This window comes from Alcaligenes sp. (assembly GCF_050255915.1).
GTDB lineage: Bacteria > Pseudomonadota > Gammaproteobacteria > Burkholderiales > Burkholderiaceae_B > Alcaligenes > Alcaligenes aquatilis.
In genome coordinates, this window is sequence record NZ_JBFWIQ010000023.1 from 15062 (window position 1) to 27300 (window position 12239).

Here is a 12239-nt window from a genome sequence, read left to right on the forward strand (position 1 = left end):
CGATTTATTTAGCGCACACGCACGATCGCTGACGGATCTGGCTCTAGTCTCACCGGAGCCGCGATGCGTAGGGGAGCCCCCGAACGCTCCACTGTAATGCCATCGGCATCGACGGACTTAAGAACGACATCACGCATCAACGTCTCACCTGACATATATGCTGTCGGTGGGCCATCGTTGATAGTAAGAACCACCACCGCCTTGTCTGGCCGGCGCATTAAACCGACCACGTTGATATTCAGACGCACATCGCCCGGACCCAGCCACCCCGCCACAATGTCACTGGCCGGATCGCTGGCGGATTGAGTTGCTGCCGTTGACTGCACAGGCGTCGGTTCGACCCGATACAACTTATAGGACCAGAGCAGCAGCCCCGCAACGAACAATGAAGCACCCGCGATATGAACAACGCGAGCCGGTGACATCAATTTCAACGTTGTGTACATCAGCGCATGCTCCTTGCGACGACGGGGCGATATAGGTCAGAACTGTAGTTTTAGCAAAGACATATTAGAGTTTCATGTCATCGCCACATTTAATTCATAGAATAAATGGGCAGTAGTCCGTACTGTGAGTTGAAACGGCTTCCAATTACATTTGATAGTACGACACCATGAACTCAACCGATAGCAACCATCGCTTTCCTTTGATCGAAGTCAACCGTGGCTTTTCTTTGATCGAAGTGATGGTTGTCATCGTCATCATAGGCATCGCTACCGCTACGATCTCCGTGAGCATTACGCCAAACCCTGGCGAGGCGTTGCGACTTGATGCCCAAGAGCTGGCGCAACGCTTGAGCGCTGCGCAACATGAGGTACGCATCGACGGCCGACTCATTGCCTGGCAGTCCACAGGAGATGGCTACTACTTCGCGCGAGGCAGGTGGATCAATGCCCCCGGCAGCGTCGTCCCGACAGTATCCACTGCAGGCGAGCTAGATCGCTTCCTTCGAGATGATGTCTTACGTCCACGTCAGTGGCGCACTAACCCTGTAGAGGTTTCACCCGCCCACCCGTTGACATTGACCTCCGAATGGATGGGGCAGCCCTGGCGGTTGGAACTGCGCAACGGAGACTACACGGCCACCATCGTGCGCGATGGCACTGGCGGGTTCCAGGTGGAGTAGACGATGCGCCATTGCCGATGCTCCTCAAAGAACAACCACAGAGGCCAAGCCGGGTTCACACTGATCGAGGTCCTCATCGCGCTGGCGATCATCAGCGTCGCACTGGCCGCATTCGTGCGCATTACCAGTCAAACCACAACCAATCTCGGCCACCTGGAACAACGCTCACTTGCCATGCTCTCGGCGGAGAACAGCGTGGCAGAGTTGAAAATCAGCTCACTGCCGGCGCCGGGCATCCAAACTATCGATTGCCCACAAGCCGATCAGCCTTTCATCTGCCGCGTACAAATCGGACCTACACAACACGGAACACGCTCCGTCGCCGTGGAGGTGTACCCGGACCGCAACACGGACCGGCATCTGGCCAGTTTGCGGACTCGCTTACCGGAGCAGACAAGGTGAAGCCGCATTTCCTACGCAGCAAGACTACCCACGCTGAAGCGGGCTTTAGCCTTATCGAAGTCATGATCGCTATCGTGATCATGGCGGTACTGAGCCTCATCGCCTGGCGCGGCCTTGACAGCATGAGCCGTACAAACACGGCACTACAGATGCGCACTGAGGAAACCGCAAAACTCATGCGCACATTGCAACAGATCGAACGCGACCTGACCTGGCGCACCACTGTGGAACTTCCGTCCATCACAACGCGATCGCCCTCTCCCGAAGACGAAGATGAGAAGAAAGGCGAGACGCCGCGCGACAACCGAAAAGAGACGCTCGTGCCGCTTCTTCCTGCCGGCATGGATGTACGCCGGACGGCCCAGGTGCCGTTCTCTATAGAACTGGTGCGCGCAGCGCCTGCCGCACCGGGTCGATGGCAACGTGTGCGATGGTGGCTGCAAGGCGATACGCTTTACCGATCGGCTGGCGAAGCCACTGCGGCTTATCCGCTGCCTGCTCCGAGCGCAAACGATCGCATTGCTGCACTCACGGGCATATCGTCATTTGACGTGCGTGCATGGGAGCCAGGCCAAGGCTGGCGTCGCCTGCCAGCACCCAGCCCTGCGCAAACGATCGCCAGCGGCCTAGAGATCACGCTGGCAGTCAGCCGCTCCGAAGGGGCGGCCATGCGCTACCGTCGCGTCATCCCACTGAATTGAGCAGGAAGGCGCAAGTAAGAATGAAATGTAGCTCGACGCGACGGTGAGAAAGCAGTTAGGTTCAGGGAAGAAGCCCAACGCAAATGGAGAAACTTACAAAATCCTAATGGCGTCTATTGAAGGAAGGTGTTCATAGATCGTTAATTAGTATTTATAGTTTCGAGCACGGTAGACTTTGGCCGACTTGGCGAGGTCAGGGCCGCCGGTTGCAGGATTGTAGCAAGCTGGGCAGCATCCAATAAGCCACGCTCCAACACAACATCAGCAACCCCCCGACCTGACCGTAATGCTTCCTTTGCTACCTGCGTTGCATTGGTATACCCAATATAAGGGTTTAGTGCAGTAGCCAAGCCTATCGTATTAGTCATGATATCCGCGAGTCGCTCATGATTAACCGTAATGTCGTTGACGCATCGATTCGCTAATACCTCGCAGCCGTTGCGTAGATGGGTCACGCTTCGGAAAATGCAAGCAGCGATAATAGGTTCAAATGCGTTCAACTGCAATTGACCCGCCTCTGCCGCCATTGTGACGGTCGTATCCAAACCGATGACTTCAAATGCAATTTGATTGCAAACCTCAGGAATCACCGGATTGACCTTACCCGGCATGATGCTAGAGCCGGATTGTTGAGCGGGCAAATTGATCTCTCCCATGCCAGCTCGCGGACCGCTGGAGAGCAATCGCAAATCATTACTGATTTTGGATACCCTGACCGCCAGGCGTTTAAGTGCGCCAGAGACCGACAGAAATGAACCAGTATCCTGTGTCGACCCGATTAAGTCATCTGAAGTTGATAAAGGCATTCTTGTAAGTGTACGCAAATGGTCGCACACTGCTTTTGCGTACTCTGGTGGCGTATTAATGCCAGTGCCGATGGCCGTTCCGCCAAGATTAATTTCACAAAGACCATGCGCGGCGTTTCGCAGGACAAGCAAATCGCTATCCAGCAGCGCGGCAAAAGCATTGAACTCTTGGCCCAGCGTCATGGGCACTGCGTCTTGCAATTGGGTCCGTCCAATCTTCAGGTCGTCCTTGCACTCAACAGCTTTTTCTCGGAAAGAATCACGCAAATACTCGACGGCAGACAATAGGGCCTGAATGTCAGCATATATGGCCAGCTTGAGTGCGGTAGGATATACGTCATTGGTACTCTGACAAAGATTGACGTGTTCATTTGGATGCAATTCAGAGTATTGGCCTTGGGGATAACCCAACAACTCTAAAGCCAAGTTGGCAATTACCTCATTCGCATTCATATTGGTTGAGGTACCAGCACCGCCTTGAATCATATCAACAATAAATTGATCATCATGCGCGCCACTGCCTACTATCTGGCATGCCGAGATAATGGCTTGAGCCTTGGTGGCATCTAGTAAGCCAAGCTCTAAATTCGCTGCGGCAGCTGCATGCTTCACATTTGCCAAGGCTCGAATCAGGGAGGGATAACGCGAGATGGAATCCCCACTGATAGGAAAGTTTTCAACTGCACGCAAAGTGTTAATGCCATAGTAGGCATTTATAGGAATATTGCGCTGCCCCAAAAGATCGCGTTCAACCCGATAAAGAGGGTCAGTAGACAACTTCAGAGTCATAAAGCACCATAGAGATAGATACAAAAGTGCCAGTTAGCCAAACAGGTAGTCTGGAGAAGGCTAGTGGCACCGAAATCGGTCCTGAGTCAGAGCGAGGTCACCTATTCCCGTGAGAGGACATCGGCCAAACGGACCAACATTGCATCACATGCTGCCAGTTGGCGGACGTGGATGAACTCATCTGGCTTATGGCCTTGGTCCATACTGCCTGGACCGCAAACCACGGTGGGAATTCCGGCTTGTTCAAACAACCCACCCTCAGTACCAAAAGCAACCGTACCGAAATCGTCAGACCCACTAATCAGGGCCAGTAACTGAGCCGCAGCGCTATCAGGCGGTGTCACCAATCCTGGGTAAGCACTTAAAGGCTGCATGTCTATACCAGTATCGGCCTGCACGGCTTGCATGGCTGGCACCAACTCAGTCTGCGCATAGTGTTGCAACTCATCGGCCACGGTTTGGGCATCAAAGTCTGGCAAGGCACGCACTTCGAAATCAAACTCACACTCGGCAGGAACAATGTTTAAAGCCCTACCCCCCTTAATCACACCGGTTTGAATGGTGGAGTACGGCGGATCAAAGCGGGCATCGTGCCGTTCAGGTTGCGCCTGACGTTTACCCATTTCACCCAAACGAGTGATCAGTTGCGCGGCGTATTCGATAGCATTCACGCCGTAGGGAGCGTAGGCCGAGTGACATGCCGCCCCTTTAATACAGCAACGCATCGCCAGCTTGCCTTTGTGCCCTAGCACCGGCTTCATTTCAGTGGGCTCACCAATCAAGCACAGGCGGTACTTCAGCGGACGTTTAGCCAGCTCTGCCAACATGGGGCGTACACCCAAGCACCCTATTTCCTCGTCATAGGAAAATGCCAAATGGATGGGCGTTTTCAACGCTGTTTTGACAAACAGCGGCACCGCCGCCAACACGGAGGCAATAAAGCCTTTCATGTCGGCTGTGCCGCGCCCGTATAGCTTGTTGTCATGTTCGCTTAGCTGAAAAGGGTCAACCGTCCAGCTTTGGCCATCTACAGGCACTACATCAGTGTGTCCAGACAGCACCACCCCCCCCCTGTCTTTAGGGCCGATGGTGGCAAATAAACTGGCTTTGGTACCCTCTTCGTTATGGAACAACTCACTCTTTACGCCGTGACTCGCCAAGTAGTCACGCACAAAAGTGATGAGCTCCAGATTGGAGTCTCTACTGACCGTCGCAAAGGAAATCAGTCGTTCCAAGATGTACCGACTAGAGAGATTACTCATCCCCAGGCACTCCGTAGCTAGGTGCCGCAGTCGGGTTCAACGCGCGGGTTAGGTAATCTTGCATTTGCGGCTTGTAGGCATGCCACAGCGCTTCCAACTTATCTATAGGCGCCTCATCTGCCCAATCCACACGCAGATCCACGATAGGCCAGCTCACATCACCGGCAATTTTCATTGCAGCAGAGTGCACTGGTCCTGCTTCACCACCGGCAGCCATCGCCGCTTGCATGGCGGCCAGCAGTCTGTCTGCCAACATGCCAGTGGTAGTTTCAAATGCCTTGGTCATGGCCTCAATCACCGCCTTGCTGGACAGCAGGTTACCTGCAGCGGCACACTGCTGCCCTTCAACGGCGTGATAAATCCCCAATGCTTCACTACCACTGAACAAGGCCGTACGCCCTTGTGCATCCACTACCGTTACTTGGCGATAGTCGTTCCAGTCATCGGTGGTTAACGCCTGCTTCAACGCATCGGCTGCACCCAGATTGTTCTGTTGCAACTGATCCAACACACGATGCCCCAACGCTGGCAACGTCACATTCTGTGTGGCTACCACACCCACCCCAGCACGTACCCATGGGCATCGCGCACCCACGGCAATACTGGAGGAACTAATGGCCACACCCAACTGACCGGTTTCTGCACAACGTCCAATAATAGAGAAGGTCATGGTCTGACTCCTTACTTAGGCTTTGCTGGATTCCCAACCTTCAGGAATCACAGCGATTACATCAATTTCCATCAACCACTGGGGCTGGCCCAGTGCTACAACCACCAAACCGGTAGAAATGGGGTACACACCTTTCAGCCATTTGCCCACGGCTTGGTACACCGGCTCGCGATAACGCGGGTCGATGATGTAAGTGGTGGTTTTCACGATGTGTGACAGGTCGCTGCCGGCTTCTTCCAGCAACTGCTTCACGTTCTTCATCGCTTGTTCGGCTTGCGCAGCTGGATCGCCCAAACCCACCAAGTTACCGTCAAAGTCCGTACCTACTTGGCCACGAACATAAACAGTGTCACCAGCACGTACAGCCTGGCACAGATCGTTATCCAACGTCTGGTTAGGGTACGTGTCTTTGGTGTTGAACATACGGATACGAGTATGTGTAGGCATTGCGTTATTCCTCATCAATGGAATGCACTAATAGATAATCACTCAGCGGTTACCGCTTGGGCTGTAGGGTTTTCTTCGTGGTACGCACGGTAGGTTTGCTGTGTAGCAATGTGGCCAGCTACGTGTTTAGCGTCGTGCCATACACCCCAGATAAACGAAGAACCGCGGCGGGATTGCCACGGCAAACCGAGGAAATACACACCCCGCTCTTTGGTGGACACACCGCGCTGATGCAAAAGCTTGCCCTTCTCATCAAAGGTATCGACTTCCAACCAGCTGTAGTCAGTGGCGTAGCCTGTTGCCCAAATAATGGTGCGTATACCCGCTTCAATCAGGTCCAACTCCAGAGTAGGATTCACCATGCAATCCGGGTCAGCCAACAATACACGTGCATCTGGGTCTTCAGGCAAATCCAAGCCGTTACGGGTGACATACTCATCTGCGGCGTCCAGCAACGCCATTAAATTGGCGTCACCGGCACGGATGTTGTCGCCTAAATCGTTTTGAAAAGACACTTTGCCGTCTTCAAACGACTTGGTCAGGCCTACCAGTTTCATGCCTTGGGCAGCCAGTTTTCGAAAGTCGATGGTGTAGCCACCATTCGCACCACTAACGGCAATGGTCACGTGTTCACGACCGGGGGTGACTTTCTCTGCATCCCACAAGCCCAACACACCCAACCACCAGCAGAAATCACGGTTACGATAACTACGTGGTGGACGGTCATGCGGGCCTACTGACAGGTAGACATCACGGCCTGCACGCAGCAATTCTTCTGCAATCTGTACACCGGAGGAGCCCGCACCGACCACCAACACACCACCCTCAGGCAACTGCCCGGGGTTCATGTAGGCAGCCGAGTGAATCTGGTGCAAACGCTCGTCTTTGGGCGCGATAGCAGGAATCACTGGGCATTGGAAAGGGCCCGTTGCCACCACCAAATTCAGCGCATCGAACACACCGTCAGAGGTTTCCACACGGAAGCCTGGGCGACCTTCGTTACGCACAGCGCGTTTTACTTCTACGCCAGTACGAATAGGCGCATCAATTTGCTTGGCATAGGCCTCAAAATAATCAGCCACTTGGTCTTTGCTGGCAAAAGCATCAGGACTAATGCCTTCGAAAGTCATGCCAGGAAAGCGATCATGCCATGCTGGCCCGTTGGCTACCAACGAATCCCAGCGGCCGGTGCGCCAGCGCTCGGCAATGCGATCCCGCTCCAACACGACATGCGCCACTCCTAGTTGGCTCAAGTGCTCACTTGCCGCCACACCAGCCTGACCGGCGCCAATGACCAGCGTATCAATGGTCTCAACCTTTTCAATCGTCATATCTAATTCCTTCTCAACCTATGTAATACACAGCGTTCTTACGCTATGTGAGCTGCGACTCAACCCAATGGGAAGATATCTACGCTGCACCTGTTCAAAGCCAGGAACCGTCTGATCGCTTCCTGCGCTCATTGCTATCAAGTCAGAACGAGTGACCCGATAGTTTGTCTACCTCACGCCGCACTCGTACTTAAACCGTGCACAGGGCGAGGCTGTGTCAGGGCGCTAATCACAAACACGATAAGCGCGTTCAATGCCAAGGCAATCAAGCCGATGTTGATGGCGTACAGGTTGAATTCGCTGAAGTACATGGCAAACACAGCCGCAATACCCACCAGCAAGCCACTCAACACACCTGTTGCTGTCGCCCGTTTGAAAAACACTACAGACAGCAGACCTGGCAGCATCTGGCCAAAACCGGCATAAGCGGTGTTCATCAGGTTCAACATCAGGCTTGGCAAGACCACGGTCAGAATCATGGAAATGATCAGGTACACCAAAATCACTACCTGCGACAAACGTTTCTGGGATTGCAAAGGCACGTTGCTCACGATATTGCGAGTGAAGATCCCGCCTACAGACAGCGAAATCACTGAAATCAGAATCAAGCCAGACAACGCTGCACCCGCGGCTACAAACCCGACTGCCCAGCTCGGCAACACATCAATGGCGGTGGCGATGAAGGCATGGTTAGGGCTGGTCAGATTCGGGATACGAACCATGGCGTAGTAGGCTGCTGCAATCAAGAATGGGAACATCAGCATGTACAAAGGCATAAAACGTTTCGCACGCTTAATACCACCCTCGGACTTGCTGGTGAACAAAATCGTGATCATGAATGGCAAGCAGTAGAACGCCATAGACTGGAACACGATGGTGGACATAGAGAACACCACTTCATCTTGGTTGGCGTACGCAATGGACGCACCTTGATCTCGTGCAGCCGTAAACAGCTCTTCCACACCACCCATTTTGTGGAACGCAGCCCAACCCACACCCACAATCGCACCGAACAAGAGAATGTCTTTCAACACCGCAATCATGGCGGGTGCTTTCACGCCGGAGATGGAGATGTAGATAAAGGCAATCGCACCAGCGATGATCACGGCAATTACAGGTTCAATCTCATAGCCCAATGCGTTCAACGCCACGATCAAGCCTTGGAACTGCATTTGTGCCCAAGGGATCAGGAACATCAGGTAGCACAGCGCCACCACCAGTTCCAAGGTACGGCTTTTGAAATGGCTTTTAAATAAGTCAGGGGCGGTCATCGCATCGTATTCTTTCCCTGCTTTCCAAATCTTAGGGGCCAGAAAATAGCCCACGGGATAAATTAGCAGCAGGAAGGCCATAAACCAAATGCCGTAATTCACACCTTTGGCATATATACTGCCGGGCAAACCAATGACGGTTGCGACACTGTATATCTCGCCAACGGCCAGAAAGAATAAGATGATTACGCCAAAAGAGCGGCCTCCCACCAGAAAATCAGCTACGTCCCCTTTTTTGGCATTACGGTTGACAATCAATGCCAACAACAAAGAAAACAGAATGATAAATACAAAGATAAAAGCTGCCATGAGCATTCCTTCGCGATTATTACTACTCGTGTTGGAAGTCTTTTTTATCCAGCATCCAAGCAACAGAGATACAGATACTGGTCAGAAAAAACCATAAGAACACCCAAAAATACAAAGGTGGGAACCCTAAGATAAATTCGGTGTTAAATCGAAAGTGGTAGATGCCAAACATAACGCTGGCATAGGGAATGACCAGCCCGATGAAAAGACTCAAGAAGCGCCTTGCCATGCCCCCTCCTCGTGTAATGTCGTAATGAGGAGCTAATCCTAGCGTAGGGTTACTTCAAACCTTAACTACTAAAAAGCTCATCAAGACATAATCGAAATATCATTAGTCTCTCTAAGCCTTGCCTGGCTTGGATGTGGGAAGTTTGTGAAAAGCCACTTAGGCGAACGTTCTAGGGAAAACCCTGCGCCTTGTTGATCCCAGTAGCACGTGCATCAGGAACGTATGATCATTTCCAAGTGAACAACCCAGGATATAAAACGTCACGGTTCTGTCCCTCGCAAAGCCAGTGCATTGGCTGGCACGACAGGCAGCAAGGCTTCCAAAACGTGAAGACGACTCAACCATGTTGAGTAGACACATGGCATCGTTGATGCAGACTAGGGCATGGCCTCTGATGCGGATGAAAAAAATGATGGGCGCCAACACGGTCCTTCATTAGTCCTTGGTGTATCCGCAGTAGCCGCCTATAAAAAGGCTGCTCCAGCAACCTAGGTGCAGCATCGGGCGATCACTCTGATCACTCCATCAAGCGGAGTGGAAAGACAGCAAATGCCAGGTTGATTTCCATGCGTACCGCAACCTATTCATCGCATTGGCCACGCCCAGACGCCTTCAGCAAGCACCAAAAGAATCGTTTGAGTGTTGCCGTCGTGAACGAGGATGGCGGCAAGCTGAAGGCCACTTGGAAGTGGGGCCTGGAAGAATCAGCAGAGGTCAGAATGATCCCCCGTCAGAGCAAGGGGATCCAGGAAATCATCCGGAGTTTTGGGGTACAGCTCAACACGACGCTGTACTTGCGAGACGCACGGCCCAGGTTACCGCCCAAGTTGATGTCGTACGAAGTCTAAAACCGGACGCAGCTGGTCGCGGCCCAGCCGGATATGATCCCAGCGCCAGCCAGACAAGCTACAACGACGCTCTGGATATGGTCTGCCGACAGAGATCGTAGTCCGTCGCCAATGAGCTCAACAGATCCTCCAGCAGATATTCCACGCGTCCTTGCGTCAACATGCTCAAAGCGCCCGACCTCGACTTCACTGCGGGTGGCCTCGTGCCTCAAATGGTGGAGTCGTGTCCAATCTGGCGCTCATCGAATGCACAGAGAGCGGCGGACGGCTGGGCTCGTCAGGGGCATATAAGGCGTAGCTAGCCATCACATTGGCCTGCGTGTGGCGTCGCATTACGACGCGGCTCCTCTCAACCGCCTACCTGGCGCTAAACTTGACGTCCGCCAACAACCAAAGGTGGTTCCGCGAGCGCTCCACCGGATCCTCTTAGGTCGGAAAGTACTCATCGTCGACAAACAGCTCTACAAGTCGTTGGAGCACGCTAAAGCAGCCTGTTTTTCAACGTCAACACAAAACGCTAAGAGCGGGACAGCATGATCCTCGTCAGCAACCTGCCGTTCATCCTTTGGGACAGTGCCTGTGCCGCTGACGCCACTTTTACCGCGGCCCTGCCGGACCACCGCTGCATCTTATTCCTATGGTACGGAGCACCGGCTACAGCTACTGCCCAAAGGGCATGAAAAGGCCGGAACAATCCGGCCTCAAAGCACCACTTGAGCGGCCCGTGACAGGTCAGATTTCAATCCGCGTTGACACCATAACTCGCCCGATGTGCATTTCGGTCAGCATCCTTGCCTGTACATGGCGGTCCACGCTGCGGCCCATGCTGTTGTGAAGCAGGGTTGCTCTTCGCACCGTGCATTAGCCTTGCAAAGACGACATCACCTCTATTTGCTTGCGTCGATACGAGGTATCGCGCAATGCCAACCACCAATATACGGGTACAGTCACAGCAATGCCAATCAACCACGACAAGTCGACGCCATTCAAATGAGCAGGCAACGGCCCCGTATACATCGGTGTATTCATAAATGGAACCTGAATCACAATTCCGACCGCATAAGCCATCATGGCGTTGAGATTAAAACGGCCATAAATCCCGCCGTCATCCCGAAATATTGACTCGATATGATATTTACTTTTTTGAACTACATAAAAATCAACTAGATTGATACTCGCCCAAGGCACCAGGACGACCAATAGCGTCAAAACAAGATCAACAAAGTGCGTAATAAAATCGGATGACACCCCAATTGCGGCATAGCTACAAAAGATAATGATGACAACACACAAGGTCACACGCGCCCGAGCCGCTGGCATCCATTGGCTGACAAAGGTTTGGACAGACGTAATAATGGACAAAACCGCCCCATACAGATTCAGCGCATTATGAGTAATAACGCTAAGTAAGAACAACACCAACATCAACAAACCAAAAGGTCCCGAGGCGATACGTACTGCATCCATGGCATCCGGACCGGGAGCAACAGCAAGAACGGCAACGGCGCCGAAGATGAACGACAACGAAGATCCCAATACAGAGCCGAGATAGGTAGCCCAGAAAGTTGACTTCATCGTGGTGTTCTCAGGCAGATAACGAGAGTAATCCGACACGTAGGGTGCAAAAGCAATCTGCCAGAGCGCCGCAATTGAAACCATGGACAACCATCCCGAAACAGTAAACTCACCTCGGGACAGAAAATCTGTACTAGTTACATGGGTGACGATATACATGAATCCTGCAAGAATGCTCAGCCCCATGACCCAGGTCGCAATTCGATTAAGGTAATGAATAAACCGGTATCCGATCATTACGATGACACCTGAACCGACAGCCCCAAAAATAATCCCCACAGGCACGGACACCGATGGCACGATGCCATTGAAGGACTGACCAGCCAACACAATATTCGAGGCAAAGAGGGGTCGTCTCAGAAAACGGAAAATAAAGCACGCTAAGGCATAGCCGAACCTGCCAAGCTTGCTCCACCCTGTAGTGACGCGATCAGCGGGCAGGAAACGTTCCCCCTTCGCGCATGGCAGGCGCA

The 12239-nt window shown here is 52.8% G+C and carries 13 protein-coding genes and 1 pseudogene; 5 read left to right on the top strand and 9 right to left on the bottom strand.

The window, feature by feature from the left end; all coding sequences use genetic code 11:
• Positions 1–8: 8 nt before the first annotated feature.
• Positions 9–446: a hypothetical protein gene (locus tag AB7E06_RS18905; RefSeq protein WP_427958115.1), complete on the bottom strand. Its 438-nt coding sequence runs from the start codon at positions 444–446 to the stop codon at positions 9–11.
• 167 nt (positions 447–613) lie between these two features.
• Here AB7E06_RS18905 and AB7E06_RS18910 point away from each other — a divergent pair, with 167 nt between their 5' ends.
• The 4 genes and pseudogenes from AB7E06_RS18910 (at position 614) to AB7E06_RS18925 (ending at position 2229) form a co-directional block, all read left to right on the top strand.
• Entirely contained in the window at positions 614–1126 is a 513-nt protein-coding gene (locus tag AB7E06_RS18910) for a prepilin-type N-terminal cleavage/methylation domain-containing protein (RefSeq protein ID WP_427958116.1), read from the top strand.
• A 3-nt stretch (positions 1127–1129) separates the two neighbouring features.
• Entirely contained in the window at positions 1130–1528 is a 399-nt protein-coding gene (gspI, locus tag AB7E06_RS18915) for a type II secretion system minor pseudopilin GspI (RefSeq protein WP_427958118.1), read from the top strand.
• Positions 1525–1626 (top strand): annotated as a pseudogene (locus tag AB7E06_RS18920) (PulJ/GspJ family protein); the annotation flags it as partial. The gene gspI and the pseudogene AB7E06_RS18920, both read left to right, overlap by 4 nt.
• Before the next feature lie 78 nt (positions 1627–1704).
• Entirely contained in the window at positions 1705–2229 is a 525-nt protein-coding gene (locus tag AB7E06_RS18925; RefSeq protein ID WP_427958138.1) for a type II secretion system protein GspJ, read from the top strand.
• 140 nt (positions 2230–2369) lie between these two features.
• Here the strand turns inward: AB7E06_RS18925 and AB7E06_RS18930 are convergent, their stop codons facing one another.
• The 7 genes from AB7E06_RS18930 to AB7E06_RS18960 all read right to left on the bottom strand — a co-directional run bounded on the left by AB7E06_RS18930 (position 2370) and on the right by AB7E06_RS18960 (position 9343).
• A complete protein-coding gene (locus AB7E06_RS18930; protein ID WP_427958120.1) occupies positions 2370–3824 on the bottom strand; it encodes an aspartate ammonia-lyase in 1455 nt (484 codons plus the stop codon).
• Positions 3825–3925: 101 nt separating this feature from the next.
• Complete coding sequence (gene argE / locus AB7E06_RS18935; RefSeq protein ID WP_427958122.1) at positions 3926–5086, bottom strand: acetylornithine deacetylase; 1161 nt, start codon at positions 5084–5086, stop codon at positions 3926–3928.
• Positions 5079–5756: a DUF1028 domain-containing protein gene (locus tag AB7E06_RS18940; RefSeq protein WP_427958124.1), complete on the bottom strand. Its 678-nt coding sequence runs from the start codon at positions 5754–5756 to the stop codon at positions 5079–5081. The genes argE and AB7E06_RS18940 overlap by 8 nt, the downstream gene beginning before the upstream one ends.
• Before the next feature lie 15 nt (positions 5757–5771).
• Positions 5772–6203: a RidA family protein gene (locus AB7E06_RS18945; protein ID WP_427958126.1), complete on the bottom strand. Its 432-nt coding sequence runs from the start codon at positions 6201–6203 to the stop codon at positions 5772–5774.
• Between the two features lie 38 nt (positions 6204–6241).
• Positions 6242–7534, bottom strand: coding sequence for a flavin-containing monooxygenase (locus tag AB7E06_RS18950; RefSeq protein ID WP_427958128.1), 1293 nt, complete (start codon positions 7532–7534; stop codon positions 6242–6244).
• Positions 7535–7707: 173 nt separating this feature from the next.
• Entirely contained in the window at positions 7708–9114 is a 1407-nt protein-coding gene (locus tag AB7E06_RS18955) for a sodium:solute symporter family protein (RefSeq protein ID WP_427958130.1), read from the bottom strand.
• A 22-nt stretch (positions 9115–9136) separates the two neighbouring features.
• On the bottom strand, positions 9137–9343 hold the full coding sequence (locus AB7E06_RS18960; protein WP_427958132.1) for a DUF3311 domain-containing protein: 207 nt from the start codon (positions 9341–9343) through the stop codon (positions 9137–9139).
• Positions 9344–9909: 566 nt separating this feature from the next.
• On the opposite strand from AB7E06_RS18960, the gene AB7E06_RS18965 reads away from it, so the two are divergent.
• On the top strand, positions 9910–10191 hold the full coding sequence (locus tag AB7E06_RS18965) for a hypothetical protein (RefSeq protein ID WP_427958134.1): 282 nt from the start codon (positions 9910–9912) through the stop codon (positions 10189–10191).
• Positions 10192–11052: 861 nt separating this feature from the next.
• Here the strand turns inward: AB7E06_RS18965 and AB7E06_RS18970 are convergent.
• The coding region (locus AB7E06_RS18970) for a purine-cytosine permease family protein (RefSeq protein WP_427958136.1) at positions 11053–12239 on the bottom strand (1187 nt) is incomplete at its 5' end.